Annotated in this window: 15 protein-coding genes and 1 tRNA gene; 13 read left to right on the top strand and 3 right to left on the bottom strand. The window is 65.9% G+C overall.

The features are described 5' to 3' along the window. The 10 genes from rpoB to Q1W68_RS11865 all read left to right on the top strand — a co-directional run. Positions 1-2,648: DNA-directed RNA polymerase subunit beta (rpoB, locus tag Q1W68_RS11910; protein WP_300716822.1), on the top strand; the 2,648-nt coding region annotated here is incomplete at its 5' end. A gap of 23 nt (positions 2,649-2,671) precedes the next feature. Continuing rightward, positions 2,672-6,892, top strand: a complete 4,221-nt coding sequence (gene rpoC / locus Q1W68_RS11905) for a DNA-directed RNA polymerase subunit beta' (RefSeq protein WP_300716821.1) — start codon at positions 2,672-2,674, stop codon at positions 6,890-6,892. A gap of 182 nt (positions 6,893-7,074) precedes the next feature. Beyond that, positions 7,075-7,668, top strand: coding sequence for a LemA family protein (locus Q1W68_RS11900; protein WP_300650475.1), 594 nt, complete (start codon positions 7,075-7,077; stop codon positions 7,666-7,668). 21 nt (positions 7,669-7,689) lie between these two features. Further along, entirely contained in the window at positions 7,690-8,748 is a 1,059-nt protein-coding gene (locus Q1W68_RS11895) for a M48 family metalloprotease (protein WP_300650478.1), read from the top strand. Positions 8,749-8,812: 64 nt separating this feature from the next. Then, complete coding sequence (gene rsmB, locus Q1W68_RS11890; RefSeq protein WP_300650481.1) at positions 8,813-10,195, top strand: 16S rRNA (cytosine(967)-C(5))-methyltransferase RsmB; 1,383 nt, start codon at positions 8,813-8,815, stop codon at positions 10,193-10,195. Positions 10,196-10,229: 34 nt separating this feature from the next. After that, entirely contained in the window at positions 10,230-10,937 is a 708-nt protein-coding gene (locus Q1W68_RS11885) for a DUF4390 domain-containing protein (protein WP_300650516.1), read from the top strand. A gap of 116 nt (positions 10,938-11,053) precedes the next feature. Beyond that, positions 11,054-13,225, top strand: a complete 2,172-nt coding sequence (locus Q1W68_RS11880) for an ATP-binding protein (RefSeq protein WP_300716823.1) — start codon at positions 11,054-11,056, stop codon at positions 13,223-13,225. A gap of 30 nt (positions 13,226-13,255) precedes the next feature. Continuing rightward, positions 13,256-13,948 (top strand): response regulator, encoded by a 693-nt coding sequence (locus Q1W68_RS11875; protein ID WP_300660462.1) that lies wholly within the window; start codon positions 13,256-13,258, stop codon positions 13,946-13,948. A gap of 55 nt (positions 13,949-14,003) precedes the next feature. Next, positions 14,004-14,079 (top strand) — tRNA-Phe (locus Q1W68_RS11870). Positions 14,080-14,185: 106 nt separating this feature from the next. Then, positions 14,186-14,581 (top strand): hypothetical protein, encoded by a 396-nt coding sequence (locus tag Q1W68_RS11865; protein ID WP_300650490.1) that lies wholly within the window; start codon positions 14,186-14,188, stop codon positions 14,579-14,581. 4 nt (positions 14,582-14,585) lie between these two features. Here the strand turns inward: Q1W68_RS11865 and Q1W68_RS11860 are convergent, their stop codons facing one another. Together Q1W68_RS11860 and Q1W68_RS11855 are read right to left on the bottom strand one after the other, a co-directional pair. Then, positions 14,586-15,071, bottom strand: a complete 486-nt coding sequence (locus Q1W68_RS11860; RefSeq protein WP_300716818.1) for a hypothetical protein — start codon at positions 15,069-15,071, stop codon at positions 14,586-14,588. Next, positions 15,068-17,146 (bottom strand): UvrD-helicase domain-containing protein, encoded by a 2,079-nt coding sequence (locus tag Q1W68_RS11855; RefSeq protein ID WP_300716816.1) that lies wholly within the window; start codon positions 17,144-17,146, stop codon positions 15,068-15,070. Before Q1W68_RS11855 ends, Q1W68_RS11860 begins: the two co-directional genes overlap by 4 nt. A 100-nt stretch (positions 17,147-17,246) precedes the next feature. On the opposite strand from Q1W68_RS11855, the gene Q1W68_RS11850 reads away from it, so the two are divergent. From Q1W68_RS11850 to Q1W68_RS11840, 3 genes are read left to right on the top strand one after another with little or no spacing between them, the layout of a single operon-like run. Further along, on the top strand, positions 17,247-18,209 hold the full coding sequence (locus Q1W68_RS11850) for an AEC family transporter (protein ID WP_300650499.1): 963 nt from the start codon (positions 17,247-17,249) through the stop codon (positions 18,207-18,209). Positions 18,210-18,268: 59 nt separating this feature from the next. Next, positions 18,269-18,766 carry a GAF domain-containing protein gene (locus tag Q1W68_RS11845; protein WP_300650502.1) on the top strand — a complete coding sequence of 166 codons (498 nt, stop codon included), beginning with the start codon at positions 18,269-18,271 and terminating at the stop codon, positions 18,764-18,766. Beyond that, positions 18,763-19,200, top strand: coding sequence for a hypothetical protein (locus tag Q1W68_RS11840; RefSeq protein WP_300650504.1), 438 nt, complete (start codon positions 18,763-18,765; stop codon positions 19,198-19,200). Before Q1W68_RS11845 ends, Q1W68_RS11840 begins: the two co-directional genes overlap by 4 nt. Here the strand turns inward: Q1W68_RS11840 and priA are convergent. Further along, positions 19,197-21,305, bottom strand: coding sequence for a primosomal protein N' (priA, locus tag Q1W68_RS11835; protein WP_300716815.1), 2,109 nt, complete (start codon positions 21,303-21,305; stop codon positions 19,197-19,199). The two genes, Q1W68_RS11840 and priA, sit on opposite strands and share 4 nt — an antisense overlap. Positions 21,306-21,679: the final 374 nt, after the last annotated feature.

Below are 21,679 nucleotides of genomic sequence, written 5' to 3'. Positions count from 1 at the left end.
AGGCCGAGCAAGAGCCGCTGATGCCGCACGACCTGATCAACTCCAAGCCGATTTCCGCGGCTCTGAAGGAGTTCTTTGGTGCGTCCCAGCTGTCGCAGTTCATGGACCAGACCAACCCGCTGGCCGAGATCACCCACAAGCGCCGCGTGTCGGCCCTGGGCCCGGGCGGTCTGACCCGCGAACGCGCTGGTTTCGAGGTGCGCGACGTGCACGTGACCCATTACGGTCGCGTTTGCCCCATCGAGACGCCTGAAGGTCCAAACATCGGTCTGATCAACTCGCTGGCTCTCTATGCCCGTCTGAACGAGTACGGTTTCATTGAAACCCCGTACCGCCGCGTGATCGAAGGCAAGGTCACGAACCAGATCGATTACTTGTCGGCCATTGAAGAAGGCAAGTACGTCATTGCGCAGGCCAACGCCACGCTCGACGGCGAAGGCCGCCTGACCGGTGACCTGATTTCCGCCCGTGAAAAAGGCGAATCGATCCTGACCCCGTCCGACACCATCCAGTACATGGACGTGTCGCCGGCGCAGATCGTCTCGGTGGCCGCCTCGCTGGTGCCGTTCCTTGAGCACGACGATGCGAACCGCGCGCTGATGGGCGCCAACATGTCGCGCCAGGCCGTGCCCGTGCTGCGTCCTGAAAAGCCACTGGTGGGCACCGGCATCGAGCGCGTCGCCGCGATCGACTCCGGCACCGTGGTGACCGCCACCCGTGGCGGCAAGGTCGACTACGTGGACGCGACCCGCATCGTGGTGCGCGTGAACGACGCCGAAGCGGTGGCCGGTGAAGTGGGTGTGGACATCTACAACCTCATCAAGTACCAGCGTTCCAACCAGAACACCAACATCCATCAGCGCCCCATCGTGAAGAAGGGCGACCTGCTGGCCAAGGGTGACGTGATCGCCGACGGCGCATCGACCGACCTGGGCGAGATCTCGATCGGCCAGAACATGCTGATCGCCTTCATGCCCTGGAACGGCTACAACTTCGAAGATTCGATCCTGATCTCCGAGAAGGTCGTGTCCGAAGACCGCTACACCTCGATCCACATCGAGGAACTGGTGGTGATGGCGCGCGACACCAAGCTGGGCAGCGAAGAAATCACCCGCGACATCCCGAACCTGAGCGAGCAGCAACTGTCGCGTCTGGACGAATCGGGCATCGTCTACGTCGGTGCCGAAGTGAACCCGGGCGACACGCTGGTCGGCAAGGTCACGCCGAAGGGCGAGACCACGCTGACGCCGGAAGAGAAGCTGCTGCGCGCGATCTTCGGCGAGAAGGCGTCCGACGTGAAGGACACCTCGCTGCGCGTGGACCAGGGCTCGCAAGGCACCGTGATCGACGTGCAGGTGTTCACCCGCGAAGGCATCACCCGCGACAAGCGCGCCCAGCAGATCATCGACGACGAGCTCAAGCGTTTCCGCCTGGACCTGAACGACCAGCTGCGCATCGTGGAAGCCGACGCCTTCGACCGCATCGAGAAGCTGCTGATCGGCAAGATCGCCAACGGTGGCCCGAAGAAGCTGTCCAAGGGCACGACCATCGACAAGGCCTACCTGGACGACGTCGAGAAGTACCACTGGTTCGACATCCGCCCGGCCGACGAGACCGTGGCTGCCCAGCTCGAGTCGATCAAGAACTCGATGGAGCAGACGCGCCACAGCTTCGACCTCGCGTTCGAAGAAAAGCGCAAGAAGCTCACGCAGGGCGACGAGTTGCCCGCGGGCGTGCTCAAGATGGTCAAGGTCTACCTGGCCGTCAAGCGCCGCCTGCAGCCGGGTGACAAGATGGCCGGCCGCCACGGCAACAAGGGTGTGGTCTCCAAGATCGTGCCCGTGGAAGACATGCCTTACATGGCCGACGGCACGCCTGCCGACATCGTGCTCAACCCGCTGGGCGTGCCTTCGCGCATGAACGTGGGTCAGGTGCTCGAAGTCCACCTGGGCTGGGCCGCCAAGGGCCTGGGCCAGCGCATCGGCGACATGCTGCAAGCCGAAGCCAAGGTCTCCGAGCTGCGTGGTTTCCTCGACACCATCTACAACCAGGCCGGCAAGAAAGAGTCGCTGGGCGAGATGAGCGATGCCGAAGTGATCGAGATGGCTGAGAACCTCACCACCGGTGTGCCGTTCGCCACCCCGGTGTTCGACGGTGCCTCGGAAGACGAGATCCGCACCATGCTCAAGCTGGCGTATCCCGACGACATCGCCGAGATCAAGGGCCTCACGGCCACCCGCACCCAGGCGCAGCTGTACGACGGCCGCACGGGTGACGCTTTCGAGCGCAAGACCACCGTGGGCTACATGCACTTCCTGAAGCTGCACCACCTGGTCGACGACAAGATGCACGCCCGTTCCACCGGTCCTTACTCGCTCGTCACCCAGCAGCCGCTGGGCGGCAAGGCGCAGTTCGGTGGTCAGCGTTTCGGCGAGATGGAGGTGTGGGCACTGGAAGCCTACGGTGCCTCGTACATCCTGCAGGAAATGCTCACCGTCAAGTCCGACGACGTGCAGGGTCGCACCAAGGTCTACGAGAGCATCGTCAAGGGCGAGCACACGATCGACGCCGGCATGCCCGAGTCGTTCAACGTGCTGGTCAAGGAGATCCGCTCGCTGGGCATCGACATCGAGCTCGAGCGCTCCTAATTCACCGAAAAGGAAAGAGTCACATGAAATCTTTGCTCGACCTGTTCAAACAGTTCACACCCGACGAACACTTCGATGCGATTCGCATCGGTCTGGCCTCGCCGGAAAAAATCCGCTCGTGGTCCTTCGGTGAAGTCAAGAAGCCCGAGACCATCAACTACCGCACGTTCAAGCCCGAGCGCGACGGCCTGTTCTGCGCCAAGATCTTTGGTCCCATCAAGGACTACGAATGCCTGTGCGGCAAGTACAAGCGCCTCAAGCACCGCGGTGTCATCTGCGAGAAGTGCGGCGTTGAAGTCACGCAGACCAAGGTGCGCCGCGAGCGCATGGGTCACATCGATCTGGCCGCGCCTTGCGCCCACATCTGGTTCCTGAAATCGCTGCCATCGCGTCTGGGCCTGATCCTGGACATGACGCTGCGCGACATCGAACGCGTGCTGTACTTCGAAGCCTACGTGGTGACCGACCCCGGCATGACCCCGCTGAAGAAGTTCGGCATCATGTCCGAGGACGACTTTGACGCCAAGCGCAAGGAATTCGGTGACGAGTTCGTGGCCAAGATGGGCGCCGAAGGCATCAAGGAACTGCTGCAGGCCATCGACCTCGACATCGAGATCGAGAAGCTGCGCAACGACCTGACCGGCTCCGAGCTCAAGATCAAGAAGAACGCCAAGCGCCTGAAGGTGCTGGAAGCCTTCAAGAAGTCGGGCATCAAGCCCGAGTGGATGGTGCTCGACGTGCTGCCCGTGCTGCCGCCGGACCTGCGTCCGCTGGTGCCCCTGGACGGTGGCCGCTTTGCGACCTCCGACCTGAACGACCTGTACCGCCGCGTCATCAACCGCAACAGCCGTCTGCGTCGCCTGCTCGAACTCAAGGCGCCCGAGATCATCGCGCGCAACGAGAAGCGCATGCTGCAGGAAGCCGTGGACTCGCTGCTGGACAACGGCCGCCGTGGCAAGGCCATGACGGGCGCCAACAAGCGCGCGCTCAAGTCGCTGGCCGACATGATCAAGGGCAAGAGCGGTCGTTTCCGCCAGAACTTGCTGGGCAAGCGCGTCGACTACTCGGGCCGTTCGGTCATCGTGGTCGGCCCAACGCTCAAGCTGCACCAGTGCGGCCTGCCCAAGCTGATGGCCCTGGAGCTGTTCAAGCCCTTCATCTTCTCGCGCCTGGAAGCCATGGGCATCGCGACCACCATCAAGGCCGCGAAGAAGGAAGTGGAAGCCGGCACGCCGGTGGTGTGGGACATCCTGGAAGAGGTGATCAAAGAGCACCCGGTGATGCTCAACCGCGCACCCACGCTGCACCGCCTGGGTATCCAGGCGTTCGAGCCCATCCTGATCGAAGGCAAGGCGATCCAGCTGCACCCCCTCGTTTGCGCGGCCTTCAACGCCGACTTCGACGGTGACCAGATGGCCGTTCACGTGCCGCTGTCGGTGGAGGCGCAGATCGAAGCGCGCACCCTGATGCTGGCCTCGAACAACATCCTGTTCCCCGCCAACGGCGAGCCGTCCATCGTCCCGTCGCAAGACGTGGTGCTGGGCCTGTACTACGCCACCCGCGACCGCATCAACGCCAAGGGCGAAGGCATGATCTTTGCCGATCTGTCCGAGCTGCTGCGCGCGCTCGACAACGGCGTGGTGGAAATCACCGCCAAGATCAGCGTGCGCCTGACCCAGCAGACGCTGGACAAGGCCACGGGTGAGTGGACGTCGTCGACCTCGCTGGTGGACACCACCGTGGGCCGTGCGCTGCTCTCCGAGATCCTGCCGCGTGGCCTGCCTTTCGACGTGCTGAACAAGCCGCTGAAGAAGAAGGAAATCTCGCGCCTGATCAACACCTCGTTCCGCAAGTGCGGCCTGAAGGAAACCGTGGTGTTCGCCGACAAGCTGCTGCAAAACGGCTTCCGTCTGGCCACGCGTGCCGGTATCTCGATCGCCGTGGACGACATGCTGGTGCCCAAGGAGAAGCCGGCCATCATCGACCGCGCCGAAAACGAGGTGAAGGAAATCGCCCAGCAGTACGCTTCCGGTCTGGTGACCGCGGGCGAGCGCTACAACAAGGTGGTGGACATCTGGGGCAAGGCCGGTGACGAGATCTCCAAGGTCATGATGGCCCAGCTGGCCAAGCAGCGGACCACCGATCGCCACGGCAAGGAAGTGGACCAGGAGTCGTTCAACTCCATCTACATGATGGCCGACTCGGGTGCGCGCGGTTCCGCTGCGCAGATCCGCCAGCTCGCCGGCATGCGCGGCCTGATGGCCAAGCCCGACGGCTCCATCATCGAGACCCCCATCACGGCGAACTTCCGTGAAGGTCTGAACGTGTTGCAGTACTTCATCTCGACCCACGGTGCACGTAAAGGTCTGGCCGACACGGCTTTGAAGACCGCCAACTCGGGTTACCTGACCCGTCGTCTGGTGGACGTGACCCAAGACTTGGTCGTGACCGAACTCGATTGCGGCACCTCTGACGGCTCGCTGATGCGCGCCATCGTTGAAGGTGGTGAAGTGATCGAATCGCTGCGCGACCGCATCTTGGGTCGCACCGCTGCCGAAGACGTGCTGCACCCCGAGAACCGCTCGGTCCTGGCCACCGCTGGCACCATGCTCGACGAAGACCTGATCGACGAACTCGAAGCCGCAGGCGTGGACGAAGTCAAGGTCCGCACAGCTCTGACTTGCGCCACACGCTTTGGCTTGTGCGCCAAGTGCTATGGCCGCGATCTGGGCCGTGGCGGCCTGGTCAACAACGGCGAAGCCGTCGGTGTGATCGCTGCCCAGTCCATCGGTGAACCCGGTACCCAGCTGACCATGCGGACCTTCCACATCGGTGGTGCGGCGTCGCGTGCGGCGGTGGCCTCCAGCGTGGAAGCCAAGTCCAACGGCATCATCGGCTTCAATGCCACGATGCGTTATGTGACCAACAGCAAAGGCGAGTTGGTGGTGATTGCCCGTTCCGGCGAAATCGTCATCCACGACGAGCATGGCCGTGAGCGTGAGCGTCACAAGGTGCCTTACGGTGCGATCTTGTCCATCAAGGCCGACCAGACCATCAAGGCGGGCACTATTCTGGCGAACTGGGACCCATTGACCCGCCCGATCATCACGGAATTCGCCGGTCAGGTGAAGTTCGAGAACGTCGAAGAAGGTCTGACCGTGGCCAAGCAGGTCGACGAAGTGACCGGTCTGTCCACCCTGGTGGTGATCGATCCCAAGCGTCGCGGCGCTGCCAAGGTGGTCCGCCCTCAGGTCAAGCTGATCGACGGCGCTGGCAAGGAAGTCAAGATCCCTGGCACCGACCACTCGGTGACCATCGGCTTCCAGATCGGCTCGCTGATCCAGGTGCGCGACGGCATGGACGTGGGCCCAGGCGAGGTGTTGGCCCGCATCCCGGTCGAAGGTCAGAAGACGCGCGACATCACCGGCGGTCTGCCGCGTGTGGCCGAGCTGTTCGAAGCCCGCAGCCCGAAGGACAAGGGCATGCTGGCCGAGATGACCGGTACCGTGTCGTTCGGCAAGGAGACCAAGGGCAAGGTGCGCCTGCAGATCACCGATCCGGACGGCAAGGTCTACGAAGAGCTGGTGCCGAAGGAGAAGAACATCCTGGTGCACGAAGGCCAGGTGGTCAACAAGGGCGAGTCCATCGTCGACGGTCCGGCCGATCCGCAGGACATCCTGCGCCTGCTGGGCATCGAGGAACTGGCGCGCTACATCGTCGACGAGGTGCAGGACGTCTACCGTCTGCAGGGCGTGAAGATCAACGACAAGCACATCGAGGTGATCGTTCGCCAGATGCTGCGCCGCGTGGTCGTGGACAGCGTGGGTGATTCGAGCTACATCGCCGGTGAGCAGGTCGAGCGTTCGGAGATCCTCAACACCAACGACGCGCTGCGTGCCGAAGGCAAGCTGCCGGCGGTGTTCAGCAACATCCTGCTGGGCATCACCAAGGCGTCGCTGTCCACCGACTCGTTCATCTCGGCGGCTTCCTTCCAGGAAACCACCCGGGTGCTGACCGAAGCCGCCATCATGGGCAAGCGCGACGAGCTGCGTGGCCTGAAGGAAAACGTGATCGTGGGTCGCTTGATCCCGGCCGGTACCGGCATGGCGTACCACGAGGCGCGCAAGGTCAAGGAAAAGATGGACGACGAAGAGCGCCGCGCCATTGCCGAGGCCGATGCTGTGTCGCTGGCCGCCGACCAGGCCGAGCAGGCCGACGCGTCGAGCACCAACGAAACGGAATAAGCGTTCATCCCCGCGTCGTTTCCACGGCGTTTCTGGACAGCGCTTCCGCTGGCCAACAAAAAGCCCCCAGTCGTCAGGCCGGGGGCTTTTTTCATGGGGATGTCGTGCGCTCGCGCGGCAGCCCGCAGGTATATTGACCGGGCCTGCCGGGGGGCGGGGTCTCAAAACAAGGAGTGCCGAACATGTCCGTGTCGCTGTGGGTGTTGCTGGGTCTGGGCCTGGCGGTGTTCTTCTGGGGCGTGGGTGCCTACAACCGCCTGGTGCGGCTGAAGAACGCCATCGCCAATGCGTTTGGTCAGATCGATGTGCAGCTCAAGCGGCGCTACGACCTGATCCCCAACCTCGTCGAGGTGGCGCGCAAGTACCTGGCGCACGAATCGCAGACGCTGGAAGCCGTGATCGCGGCGCGCAACCAGGCCAGAACGGCCGAACAGACCGCTGCCGCCAGCCCGCTCAACGCCGGTGCACTGGGTGCCCTGGCTGGCGCCGAGCAGATGCTGGGTGGTGCACTGGGCCGGCTGTTCGCCGTGGCCGAGGCCTATCCCGATCTCAAGGCCGACCAGAACATGCGCGAGCTCAGCGAGGAGCTCTCCAGCACCGAGAACCGCATCGGGTTTGCGCGCCAGGCCTACAACGACAACGTGCTCGAGTTCAACGACGCAGCTGCACAGTTCCCGGCCCTGATCGTGGCGCGGCTGTTCAATTTTGTGCCGCTGTCCATGCTGGAGTCGACCACCAGCGAAGCCGAGCGCCAGACGCTGCGCATCGAAATCTGACGCCCGATCGACGGCGCGCCCATGCGGTTCTTCGAATTCCAGCGCGAGGCCCGAGGCGAGACCGTTCGCCTGCTGCTGGCCTTTGGCCTCACGGTCCTGCTGCTGCTGGTGGCGGTCAACGCCGCACTGGCGCTCGCCTGGGGACTGACCTGGGGTTTCTGGATGCCCGGCGGTCTCAGCTTCCCGCGCCATTTCTTCGAGGTCAACACCGGGGTCACCTTGTTGTTCGTGCTCGGCGGCTGGTGGGTGGAGACCTCGCGCCTGAGTGAGGGCGGTGGCGTTCGTCTGGCCGAGCAGCTGGGGGCACGGCCGGCCCAACCGTCGGGTGATCTCGATGAGCAGCGCTTTTGCAACATCGTGGACGAGATGGCGATTGCGTCCAACGTCAAAAGACCCCTGGCCATGGTGGTCGCGCGGGATCAAGGCATCAATGCGTTCGCCACCGGCTGGGACGAGGACGACGCGGTCGTGGCCGTCACACAGGGCGCGCTGGAGCACCTCACGCGCGAGGAGTTGCAAGGTCTGGTTGCTCACGAATTCAGCCACATCGGCGAGGGCGACACACGCCTAAACATGCGGCTGATCGGCATGGTCTTCGGTCTGGAAATGCTCTACCGCATGGGTCAGACGCTGTTCGAGCCGGACACGCGCGACCGGCGCATGGCGGCCGCACTCATTGGTCTGGCCGTCATGGCCGCCGGCTGGCTGGGTTGGGTGGCGGGCCATGCCTTGCAGGCGGCGGTATCGCGCCAGCGCGAGCTGCTGGCGGACGCGCGGGCGGTGCAGTGGACGCGAAGCCGCGACGGCCTGGGCGGCGTGCTGCGCAAGATCCTGACCCAGCAGGCCGAGGGCGTCGAGGCGCGCACGGTGGGGTCGGTGGTGCAGCACATGCTGCTGGTGGCCAACGAATCGGGCAAGGTCGCGGGCTGGTTTGACTCACACCCACCGCTCACCGACCGCATTCGCCGCATTTACGGTCGCAACCTCGGACCATTGCCGCTGCAACGGGCGGCAGAGCCCGAGGACCCAGCGCCCGCTGCGGCGCCGACCCCCGACACCCCAGGCTGGACACTGGTCTGAACAGCCGAGCCGCGGGTCGTGCTGGTACCCTCACCGGTCTCACCCACCTTTGTCCGGAATCCGATTGACCGCTTCGGCCACGCCCCCTCCATCCGCCTCTGCCCCATCCGGTGCACCCCTGGGCCCCAGCCTCGCCACCCAGCTGCGCCACACCGCGCAATGTGTGCGGGCCGTCGAGCAGGGGCAGTCGCTGAGTGATGTGCTGCCACAGGTGGCCACGGAGCTGCGCCCGGGTGTGCAGGCGCTTACGTTCCACGTGCTGCGCCACCTGGGAACAGCCCGTGTGCTGGTGGAGCAACTGGTGCAGCGCAAGCCCGATGCTGCGGTGCACGCCCTGCTGTGCAGCGCGCTGAGTCTGATGCTCGAAGACACCGAGGCGGGTTCGTCCAGCGGCTTGCACTACGCAGCCCACACCGTCGTCAACCAGGCGGTGGACGCCGCGCGGCACGACCGCAGCACTGCGCGACAGGCCGCCTTCGTCAACGCTTGTTTGCGCCGCTTCCTGCGCGAGCGCCCCGTGTTGCTGCAAGCGGCCCTGCGCCAGCCGGTGGCGCGCTGGAACCACCCTTCGTGGTGGATCGAGCGACTGCAGCGCGATCATCCGGAGCATTGGCAGGCCATCTTGCAAGCCAACAACCAGCCCGGCCCCATGACGCTGCGCGTCAACCGCCGCCGGGTTGACCGCGCGGCTTACCAAGAGGCCTTGCTGGCGATCGGCGTGGCGTCCACGCCAGTGGGAGCGGATGGGCTGGTGCTCGACGCGCCCCAGCCCGTCACCCGCCTGCCCGGTTTTGCGCACGGGCATTGCTCGGTGCAGGACGCCGCCGCGCAGATGGCGGCCAGCCTGCTGCTCGACGGCCGCCGGTGGACCACCGCCGACCGTGTGCTCGACGCCTGTGCAGCGCCTGGTGGCAAGACCGCCCACCTGCTGGAACACGCCGACATCCACCTGCTGGCGCTGGACGTGGACGCCCGACGCTGCGAACGCATCGACGACACCCTGAACCGCCTGGGCCTGAAGGCCGAGGTTCGTTGCGCCGATGCAGGGCGACCCGACACCTGGTGGGATGGCCAGCCCTTCGACGCCATCCTGCTCGACGCGCCTTGCACCGCCTCCGGCATCGTGCGCCGCCACCCCGACGTGCGCTGGTTGCGCCGCGCCAGCGACGTCGATCAGCTCGTCCGGGTGCAGCGCGGTTTGCTGGAGGCGCTCTGGCCGTTGCTCAAACCGGGCGGGCGCCTGGTCTACGCCACCTGCTCGGTGTTCCGCGCCGAGGGCGATGAACAGGTGCAAGCGTTCCTTGAGCGCCACACCAATGCGGTGCATCGGCCCTCTCCAGGCCATTTGCTGCCTGCCTCGGCCTCGCTGCAAGGGCAGTTCAACGACAATCCGCTGGGTGGATACGACGGATTTTTTTACAGCTGCCTCGACAAGGCCACGCCTTGACCGGTCGCCGCGCCAGACGCGGTGGGTGGGTGCCATGACGGCAGGGGGGCTCGGCCGGTTCGTCTTCCTCTGGACGCTCGTCCTGTGTTTCGCGGCGCAGGCGCAGTCCCAGAAGCCCCAGGTTTTCCAGCTCAATCTGCAGCGCACGACCGAAGCGTTGTACCTGTCTGCCCGCATGGAGTTGTCGCCGGAGCAGGTGGTGGAGGAGACACTGCTCAAGTCGGTGCCGCTGTATTTCGTCTGGCAGGCCGACATCTACCGCGAGCGCTGGTACTGGACCGACCGCCGCATCGCCACCGTCACCCGAACCCTTCGCCTGGCCTACCAGCCGCTCACCCGGCGCTGGCGCGTCAGCCTGTCCAACGACGCCGGTGCCATCGCCGGTGGCGCTGGACTGCAGTACGCCCTGCACCAGAACTACGACACACTGGCCGATGCCCTCGCTGGCGTGGGTCGGGTCACCCGCTGGAAGCTGGTCGAGGCGGCGCGCCTGTCCAGCGATGAAGCCCACTACCTCGAATTTGCGTTCCGCCTGGACCTGTCCTTGCTGCCGCGGCCCTTCCAGATCGGGATCGGCAACCAGCGGGAATGGAGCATTGAAGTTCGGGACCGGATCAACGTTCCGCCACGCGCCGAGCCCGACCGGCCACCAGCGCCCGCTGCCCCATTGGGTGAGAGCGTGGAAGTACCGCCCAGTGCCAGCGCCCGCATCGACGCAGAAGCCGCAGCCCCCGCGCGCTGACCCCCCGCGTGCCCGCGCGCCCACAGGCCAACTCCGTGAATCCAGACAGCACCCTCTCTTCTGCCCGCCAACGGCCTGGGGCCGTGCGTTGGGCCATTGGCGCCGGCATCGTCTTCATGACCGGTGTGGGCATGGTGCTGCTGTTCCTGCTCACGCTGGCCACGCGCAACCGCGCGCTTTACGAACAAAACTTTGGCTGGTTGGTCGGCATCAACGTGGCGGTGGCGGCCTTCCTGCTGCTGGTCATCGTGTGGCTGGGCGTGCGACTGACCATGCGCTTCAAACGCGGCAAGTTCGGCAGCCGCCTGCTCGTCAAGCTGGCCGCCATCATTGGCCTCGTCGGCGTGCTGCCCGGCTTGCTCATCTACACCGTCTCCTACCAGTTCGTGTCGCGCTCCATCGAGAGCTGGTTCGACGTGCGTGTGGAGTCGGCGTTGACCGCCGGTTTGAATCTGGGGCGCACCACCCTGGACACGCTCGCCGCCGATCTCGCCAGCAAGACGCGGGTGGCCGCCGAGGGTCTGGGTCGCACGCCTAACTCGTCGGCGGTGCTGGCGCTGGAGCGGCTGCGCGAGCAGCTCGGCGTGACCGACCTCATCCTCTGGAGCGCCTCGGGCCAGGCGCTGGGCAGTTCGGGACTGTCGCGCTTTGACCTCAGCCCCGAGCGCCCCAGCGCTGCGCAGCTGCGCAGCGTGCGCAGCTCGCGCGTGGTGGCGCAGATCGAGGGGCTGGACGAAGGCGCCGACGGCGAGATGGAAGCGGTGATCGCTGCCGGCCAGGCGCGCATCAAGGTGCTGGCGCTGGTCAGCCCGCCCAGCTTCGGCTTCAACACCGAACCGCGTTTTTTGCAGGTGGTGGCGCCGCTGCCCGCCGCGCTGGTGGCCGACGCCTTGGCGGTGCAACTCGCCAACCGCGAATACCAGGAGCGCGCGCTGGCGCGCGAGGGTCTGCGGCGCATGTACATCGGCACGCTCACATTGGCGCTGTTTCTGGCGGTGTTCGGCGCGGTGCTGCTGGCGGTGCTGCTGGGCAACCAGCTGATCCGCCCGCTGCTGGTACTCGCCGAAGGCATGCGCGAGGTGGCCACCGGTGACCTCTCGCCCAAGAAATCGCTCACCTCGCGCGACGAGCTCGCCGGCCTCACGCGCACCTTCGCGCTCATGACGCAGGACCTGTCGGACGCGCGCGCCGCCGTGCAGCAAAGCATGGAGCAAGTGGACGCCGCGCGCGACAACCTGCAGACCATCCTGGACAACCTCACCGCCGGCGTGGTGGTGCTCGACCGGCAGGGGTGCCTGCACAGCGTGAACCCCGGTGCTGCGCGCATCCTGCGCACGCCGCTCAACGTGCACATGGGGCAACCACTGGCCAGCGTACCCGGGCTCGAAACGTTTTCAACCGCGGTCCTGCAGCAGTTCGAGCGGTTCCTGTCCGACCAGACACCGCACGAAGGTGGCTACTGGCAGCAGTCGTTCGAACTCAGCGCCAACGGCACCACACCGTTCGACGAAGGCATCACGCTCATCGCACGCGGCGCGCTCCTGCCCAACAACGAGCGCCTGCTGGTGTTTGACGATGTGTCCGAAATGGTCTCGGCCCAGCGCGCCAAGGCCTGGGGCGAAGTGGCGCGCCGTCTGGCGCACGAGATCAAGAACCCGCTCACGCCCATCCAGCTGTCGGCCGAGCGCCTGGCCATGAAGCTCGACGGCAAGGTGCAGCCCGCCGAGCAGGCCATCCTCAACAAATCGGTGCGCACCATCGTCGACCAGGTCGACGCCATGAAGCGGCTCGTCAACGAATTCCGCGACTACGCGCGCCTGCCCGCCGCGCAGCTGCAGCCCGTGGACCTCAATGCGCTGGCGCGCGACATCCTCTCGCTCTACGACAACGCCGCCGTGCCGGTGCGCCTGGAAGCCGCCGACGACCTGCCCATGGCCCAGGCCGATCCGCAGCAGGTGCGACAGATCCTGCACAACCTCGTGCAGAACGCCCAGGACGCCATGGCCGGTGTGCCCGGTGCGCAGGTGCAGCTGCGCACGCGCCGCTCCGACTCCGGCCAGTGGGTGCGCCTGTCCGTGCTCGACCAGGGCCCTGGTTTCGCCGAGCACATCCTCAAGCGTGCGTTCGAGCCTTACGTGACCACCAAGGTCAAGGGCACCGGGCTGGGCCTGGCCGTGGTGAAGAAAATCATGGACGAACACGGTGGACGCGTGGACCTCAGCAACCGTGTGACCGATGGCAAGGTGATCGGCGCGCAAGTGTCGTTATCATTCGCGGTTGCAAATTGACAACAAGTACCGAGGGAAACACACCGCGCCATGGCAACAATTCTGGTTGTAGACGACGAACTGGGCATCCGGGACTTGCTGTCCGAAATCCTGAACGACGAAGGTCACACGGTCGAGCTGGCCGAGAACGCGGCACAGGCCCGCGCTGTGCGCGCCCAGTTGCGGCCCGACCTTGTGCTGCTCGACATCTGGATGCCCGATACCGATGGCGTCACCCTCCTCAAGGAATGGGCCAGCACGGGTTTGCTGTCGATGCCGGTGATCATGATGAGCGGCCACGCCACCATCGACACCGCGGTGGAAGCCACCCGCATCGGTGCCACCGCGTTTCTCGAAAAGCCCATCACCATGGCCAAGCTGCTCAAGGCGGTGGACCAGGGCCTCAACAAAACACCATCCAAGGCCAGCCCCCTGGCAACACCCGTGCGCCTGGCACCGGGGCTGTCGATGGAGCTGACGGTGGAAGCCGCCATGACCGGCAGCAGCTTGCCCGAACCGGTGATGGACATGGGCCCGCAGCCGTCGCAGTCCTTCAACCTCGAAGGCCCGCTGCGCGAAACCCGAGACGAATTCGAAAAAGCCTACTTCGAGTACCACCTCGCCAAAGAGGCCGGTTCCATGACCCGTGTGGCCGAAAAGACCGGCTTGGAGCGCACCCACCTCTACCGCAAGCTCAAGCAACTCGGCGTGGATCTGGCGCGCAGCAAACGCAACGCACTGTGAGTCCGGCCGCCCGGTCAATCGGGTCGCGGAAGCTGCTACAATCTCGCTTCTCTCAGGCCCGGTAGCTCAGTTGGTAGAGCAGCGGATTGAAAATCCGCGTGTCGATGGTTCGATTCCGTCCCAGGCCACCAAACTTCTCGCAAAAGCCCATCCACCGCGATGGGCTTTTTCGTTTCCGGGTCCCCCGCGCGGTGCTGACCCCCTGGGGCTTGTCCCCCGATCCCGATTGGAAGCCCCATGACCCCAACCCTGTCCGTGATGGACCGTGACGACTTGCTGGCCCGCTTCATCCCAGGCCTCAGCACCCGCACCATGCGCCACGTGGCCGAAGAGGCGCGGCTTGACGGCGAGAGCTTGAAACAGGGTGTGGAGCGTTACGAGATCGACTACGCCTGGCAGGTGCTCGGCTCGCAGCGTTTGCTGGAGGACTGTGTTGCGGCGCTCGGCACGGCGCTTGGCAAGCCGGCGAGCCAGGTGCAGCGGGACCTCGTGCTTGAGCTTTTGCAAGCGGCCGCAGCGGCTCAGTCCGCCGACACTTTGATGAGTTTCGACAACGACGTGCCGGCTCAATTGGCCGCGTTGTTGTGTGAGCGGTTCGCACAGAACGCGGGCCTGCTCGCCGAGCAGGCCTGAACGATCAGCGCCAGCCCGGCGCTTTCCTCAGCACGAAGTTCATCGTCCCATCGGTCGTTGCACGACCTTCGGCGGGACGGCGGATGCCGCGCAGTTCCTGGCCGCAGCCGCTGGCGGTCACGTTGCCTTCCCACACCGCGTCCATGGTGACGCCATCGGCCGATTCGTCGAGGTTGAATTCGCCGCTGGTCACGTCGCCCGACACCAGTGCCTGGCGGTCGTTGCCGGGCGTGGTGCGCTTGAGGCTGCCGCGCACGCTGCCCGGGTACTCGGGGTGGCGCTCGAACAGCAGGGCGCCGGTGGAGGTCGGCGAGGTTTCGCTGCCTCCCACCTGCGGCCACAGCACGAGCTGCCACAGACCGTAGAGCTGGGCGGGCGCCATGTCGGCGGGCGCCGTGCAGACCACAGCGGGTGTTTGCGCCCAGGAGGGTGGGGCGCTGCACAGCAGCAGCGCTGCGGTCAGGGGTGCGGCATACCGGAGACCTGTCATGGTGCGGTGTCGGCCGCTTTGTGTGCGGCTTGTTCGGAGGCGCGTTGTGCGAATTCGGCGCGCAGCGCGCGCAATTTTTCGCGCGGGTCTTCCTTGGTGGTGGCCTGGTCGAGCGCCATTTCCTTGATGAAGCGACTGGCCTGGCCCGGGATGCTTTCGCGGCCTTTCTTGCGGCGTTTGAGCCAGCTCACGGCGAGCGTGCGCTGAGCGCGCGTGATGCCCACGTACATGAGGCGGCGCTCTTCCTGCAGTCGCTGCGCCATGCTCTCGGTGGCGGCGTCGCTCTGGCCCGGCTCTTCGTCCATCTTGAACGGCAGCAGACCTTCGTTCACACCGACCAGCATCACGTGCGGCCACTCCAGGCCTTTGGATGCGTGCAGGGTGGACAGCGTCACCACGTTCTGGTCTTTCTCGCGTTCGGAGAGTGTGGACAGCAAGGCGATGGTTTGCACGACCTCCATCAGGCTCTTGCGTTCGGCCTCCACCTGCACGCCCGCCTCGTCTTCAATCTGGCCACCACAACGCCCGGCGACCCAGTCGCAGAAGTCCATCACGTTGGTCCAGCGCGCAGCCGCCACTTTCTCGTTGTCTTCGCTGTCGTACAGGTGCTTCTCGTACGCGATGTCCTTGAGCCACTCGGTGAGGAAGGCGCGTGCGGCCTCGTGACCCACCGTGTGTTTGGCGCGGTATTCGAGTTCGTTCACTGCGCGGCCAAATTCGTGCAGCGTGGCCACGGCGCGCGCGGGCAGGGCGGTGCCCAGCGAGTTGGCGAACAAGGCTTCGAACAGGCTGAGCTTGTATTGCGTGGCGAAGCTGCCCAGCGCCTGCAGCGTGGTGTGGCCGATGCCGCGCTTGGGCGTGGTGGCCGATCGCAGAAACGCCGGGTCGTCGTCGTTGTTCACCAGCAGGCGCAGCCAGGCGCAGAGGTCCCGGATCTCGGCCTTGTCGAAGAAGCTCTGACCGCCCGAGACCTTGTAGGGAATCTGCGCGCGGCGCAGCGACTGTTCGAACGAGCGCGCCATGTGGTTGGCGCGGTAGAGGATGGCGAAGTCGCGAAACTCCTTGTGCTGTGAATTCGAGCGCAGGCTCTGGATGCGCGCCACCGCGCGCTCGGCCTCGTGGTCCTCGTTGTCGGCGTCCACCACGCGCACCGGCTCGCCTTCGCCGAGGTCGCTCCACAGCGTCTTGGGAAACAGCTTGGGGTTGGGGCCGATCACGTTGTTGGCCGCGCGCAGGATGGCGCTGGTGGAGCGGTAGTTCTGCTCCAGCTTGATGACCTTGAGCTCGGGGTAGTCCTGCGGCAGGCGCTTCAAGTTGTCCAGTGTGGCGCCGCGCCAGCCGTAGATGGACTGGTCGTCGTCGCCCACCGCGGTGAAGCGTGCGCGCTCGCCCACCAGCAACTTGAGCAGCTCGTACTGCGTGGCGTTGGTGTCCTGGTACTCGTCCACCAGCACGTGGCCCATTTTTTTCTGCCAGCGTTCGCGCACGTCGAGGTGTTCGGTCAGCAGCTTGAGCGGCAGCGAAATCAGGTCATCGAAGTCCACGCTCTGGTAGGCGGTGAGGCGCTCCTCGTAGCGGCCCATGATGGTTGCGGTCACGCGCTCGTTCTCGTCCTTGGCTTGGGCCAGCGCCTGCGCGGAATTGAGGCCTGCGCTCTTCAAGGCGCTGATGGCCCACTGCCAGCCGCGCGCGGTGGCTGCGTCGTTGGTGCCGCCGCAGTCCTTGAGCAAGCTGGTGATGTCGTCGGTGTCCAGGATGGAGAACTGCTTCTTCAGGCCGAGCGCTGCGCCGTCTTCGCGCAGCAGGCGCACGCCCAGCGCATGGAAGGTGCAGATCAGCACCTTCTTGGCGTCGCGCCCCACCAGCTGTTTGGCACGCTCGCGCATTTCAGCGGCGGCCTTGTTGGTGAAGGTGATCGCGGCGATGCGGTCCGCTGCCAAGCCCGCCTGGATGAGGCGGCCGATCTTGTGCGTGATCACACGCGTCTTGCCCGAACCGGCGCCAGCGAGCACCAGACACGGTCCGCCCAGGTGGTTCACGGCTTCGAGTTGGGCGAGATTCAGGCCGTTGGACATGGGGGCAAAGGGAGCGGGCAACGCGACGAAAACGGAGCAGTCCATCATACCGGGAGGGGTTGGCACAGCGTGCTTTCGGCCGCCTGAGACAATCGCCCCCGTGCTCAACATCCTGCTCGTCACATTCCCGTTTTTTGCGCTGGTGCTCGCCGGCTTTTGGGCCGCTCGGCGCAGCATGCTGCCGCTGGAGGCGATACCCGGTCTCAACGGCTTCGTGCTGTACTTTGCGTTGCCCTGCCTGCTCTACCGTTTCGGCTCCACCACGCCGATCGCCAGCCTGCTCGATGGGGCGGTGGTGGGCGTGTACGTCCTGTGCGCCCTGGTGATGGTGGCGTTTGCCGTGGCGATCACGCTGAACCAGCGCATCCGGTGGAACGACGCGTCACTCGGCGCGCTGGTGGCGGCCTTTCCCAACACCGGCTTCATGGGCGTTCCGCTGCTGGCGGCCTTGCTGGGTCCGCAGGTGGCGGGCACGGCGATCGTGACGATCCTGGTCGACATGGTGGTCACCAGCTCGCTGTGCATCGCGCTATCGCGGCTGGACGAAGCCAAGGGGCAGGGGCGGCAGGCCATGCTGGACGCGGGCAGGAAGGCGCTGCGCGGCGTGGTCGCCAACCCGATGCCCTGGGCCATCATTCTTGGAGCGCTCGCTTCAGCCTATGCATTCACCCTGCCCAAGCCCGTCGAACAGACCGTCTGGCTGCTGGCCGACGCGGCCTCGCCGGTGGCCTTGTTCACCATCGGGGCGGTGCTGGCGCGCGCGCAGATGCGCTCCAGCCACCCGATGCCGCTGTCGGACTATGTGCCAGTGGTGTTGATGAAGCTGCTGCTGCACCCCTTGCTGGTGCTGGCGGTGGGCACCGCTGCGATGCAGCTCGGTGTGCCGCTCACACCGGCGGCACTCACGGTGATGGTGCTGGTGGCGGCCCTGCCGAGTGCGAGCAACGTCTCGTTGCTGGCCGAGCGCTTTGGAGCGGACAACGGCCGCATTGCCCGCATCATCCTGGTGACGACGGCCGCGGCCTTCGTGACGTTCTCGGCGGCCGTGGCGCTGATGGTCTGACACCCCGGGAACCCCAGCCGTTTTTTGAAGTCAGGTTTGAGGTCTGAGAGGAGACATTCATGATGAAAGCGCCCCGACCGGGCAACGATGTCGAGCGGCTGCACGCGCTGCGTGCCCTGCTGCTGCTGGACACGCCGCCCGAAGAGCGGTTCGACCGCATCGCTGCTTTCGCAGCTTCCGAATTCAACGTGCCGATGGCCATGGTGTCGCTGGTGGATGAGAACCGCCAGTGGTTCAAGGCGCAGGTCGGGCTGCCGTTTTGTGAAACGGACCGCGACCTGTCTTTCTGCGGCCACGCGATCATGGCGCCCGCCACCATGGTGGTGACCGACGCCACGCGCGACCCGCGCTTTGCCGACAACCCGCTGGTCACTGGCGAGCCGCATGTGCGTTTTTATGCGGGCGCGCCGCTGCGCCTGGCCACCGGGGAGATCGTCGGCACGCTGTGCATCATGGACACGCAGCCACGCCAGATGGACCGTGTCGACCTTGCCATCCTCGGTGCCTTGCGTGCCCTCGTGCTGGAAGAATTGCAGCGACGGGAGGCTGCGACATGAACCCTTTGCTCCATTCGCCAACCCATTCGATCCTGGTCCTGGAACCCGACGCCGTCGTGCGCAGCACGGTCGCGTCGGTCGTTCGTGAACTGGACCTGGCCCAGGTGCACCAGGCGGCCAGCGTGCCGCTGGGAACCCAGCTCCTGGCCGAGACCGCGGTGAACGCGCTGGTGCTGTCGCTGGCCGACAACGACGCTGCGCTGGACTTGCTCACGCGCTTGCGGGCGGGGGAGTTCCCCAGCAAGGCCGACATCCCGGTGGTGGTGCTGGCGCCAGCCTGTGACGGTCCGCTGGCCTTGCGCCTGAAGCAGCTGGAGGTGCTGCGCCTGTTGCTCACCCCGTTCAAGATTCGCGACGTGGTGCAGACGCTGGAGGCGCTGAAGGCCGAGCCGCTGCCCGAGGCTGCCTCGGGCTCTTCGCCAGCGCAGACCTAGATCACCAGCGGATCCACGTCCACGGCAAAGCGGACCAGACCGCGCGCTTCGGGCAGGCTGCGGCTGGCCAGCAGCACCGGTTGCCAGGCGGACAGAAAGCGTTGCAGCGCGCCGCGCGAAGCGGCTTCCACCAGCAACTGGGCCCGTTCCACATTGGCCACGCGCTGGATGGTCAGCGGCACCGCCGGGTACAGCGTCACGTCTTCGAAGTGCGGCAGGCCCACGGCGGCCTGTGCCGCGGCGTTCAGGTAAGCCTGGGCCGCCTGCTGGGTGCGGGCGTCGGCGCGCAGCAGCGCCTGGTGGCCGTGGGGCGGCATGCCGGCGCTCAGCCGTTCGGCCAGCTGGGTGACAGCGAACGCGGGGAAGTCGTGCTGCTTGAGCGACGCAAACAGCGGGTGCTGCGGGTACCAGGTCTGCACCCACATTTCACTCGCCGCGCTCTGGGCCGCATCGCGCCCGGCACGGCCCGCCGCCTGCATGAGCAGGGCAAACAGGCGCTCGGGCGCGCGGTAGTCGCTGGCGAACAGGCCCGAGTCGGCGTTGATGCTGGCCACCAGCGTGATGCGCCGGAAGTCGTGCCCTTTGGCGATCATCTGCGTGCCCACCAGCACATCGACCTCGCCGCTGTGCATGGTGGCCAACTGCACCTCCAGGCTGCCTTTGAGGCGGGTGGAGTCGGCGTCCATGCGCGCCACGCGCGCCGGCCCGCCGTCGGGGCGTTTCACATCGGCCAGCAGGCCGGCGAGTTGTTCTTCCACCTGCTCGGTGCCCCGGCCCACCGGTGCAATGTCGAGGTTGCCGCAGTCGGGGCAGGCGCGCGGCACGCGCTCGGTGAAGCCGCAGTGGTGGCAGCGCAGCGTGCGGTCGAGCTTGTGGAACACGCGGTAGGCGCTGCAGTGCGGGCAGGCGCTTTTCCAGCCGCAGTCGTGGCAGGCCAGCACCGGGGCGTAGCCGCGCCGGTTCAGCAGCACCAGGCACTGTTCGCCACGCCCGATGCGCTCGGCCATGGCGGCCACCAGCGGGGGCGCGAGCACGGCACCCTTGGGCTGGTGGTTCATGTCGACCAGGCGCAGGCGCGGCAGCGCACCGCCACCGATGCGCGCGGGCATGGCCAGGCGCAGGTAGCGCCCCTGGTCGGCCGCGTGCCAGCTTTCCAGTGAAGGCGTGGCCGAGCCCAGCACCACCTGGCAGCGCTCATGGGCGGCGAGCGCTTCCGTCTCCACCTTGCCCCGGTAAACCGCCAGATCCCGCGCCGAGTAACGCGCACCCTCCTGGCTCTTGTAGCTGGGGTCGTGTTCCTCGTCCACCACGATCAGCCGCAGCCCCGGCAGGCTGGCCAGCACGGCCATGCGCGTGCCCAGCACGATGCGCGCCTGCCCGGTGTGGGCCGCGAGCCAGCTGGACAGCCGCTGCGCAGGCGTCATACCGCTGTGCAGGCACACCACCGCGCCGGCGCCGCACAGGGGTTCGAAGCGTTCGCGAAAACGCGCCTCAAGCTGCGGCGTGAGGTTGATCTCCGGCACCATCACCAGCACCTGGGCGTCGGCGTGCGCGGCCAGCGCGCGTTGCGTGGCCTGCAGATAGACCTCGGTCTTGCCGCTGCCGGTGGCACCGAAGAGCAGCACCGGCGCCTGCGCCGTGGCCAGGGCGTCCAGCGCCTGGCGTTGTTCATCGCTGAGCTGGTGGCCATCGGCCACCTCGCCAGCGGGCGCCCCGGTTTTCGCACCGGCCTTGGCGCGCCGCTTGAGTCGGCGCGCCAGTTGCTCGTGGCTCAGGTCGCGCAACTGCGGCGGCAGCGCGGCCAGGGCCACCTCGCCCAGGCTGCGCTGGTAGTAGCGGGCGGCAAACTGGACCAGCTGGCGCCAGCGGTCGTTGAGCGGTGGCAGGCCGTCGAGCACGCCCGCGACCGGTTTGGTCTTTGCTTCGGTCAAGCCTTCGGGCGGCTCGGTCGGGCATTCCCAGACCACGCCCAGCACCTCGCGCGCGCCCAGCGGCACCCGCACCAGGGTGCCGGGCGCGAGCGACAACTCACTTCGGTAGGTCAGGCTGGTGCCCACCCCGCTGTGGGCGGGGGTGGCCACCACGATGCTGGGCCAGAAAGCCATGCTTAGCGGTTCTTCCTCAGTCGAACTGTCGAAATGCGGCGTAAGTTGTTGATTTGACTTGGCATCGGGACATATCCAGACTTTCTGTGGATAACTTTGTTGATAGGTCCATTTTCCGATGCCGCAGCCCTTGAAAATCAAGGCTTTGCTTAAACTGCCTGCAAAAAAAGCAGAATGCAAAACCTATATGAATCAACAACTTGCTGAATAATCCCGTGGGGTGTGTCGCCCAGGAGGGGCCGGGGATGGTATGGCGCACCGCAGCACAAAATTTGTGCATAAGTGAGGCTTGTCAAGTGCGTTTTTCGGCAATTTTTGTGTTATTGACCCGTCACCGCCAGGGGAAATGACGGATTCATGACGCCTTTCGGGCT

This window comes from Hydrogenophaga sp., from assembly GCF_030158645.1.
Classification (GTDB): domain Bacteria; phylum Pseudomonadota; class Gammaproteobacteria; order Burkholderiales; family Burkholderiaceae_C; genus Hydrogenophaga.
Note: the sequence above shows the minus strand (reverse complement) of the source record. Positions and strands in the feature narration are given on the sequence as shown.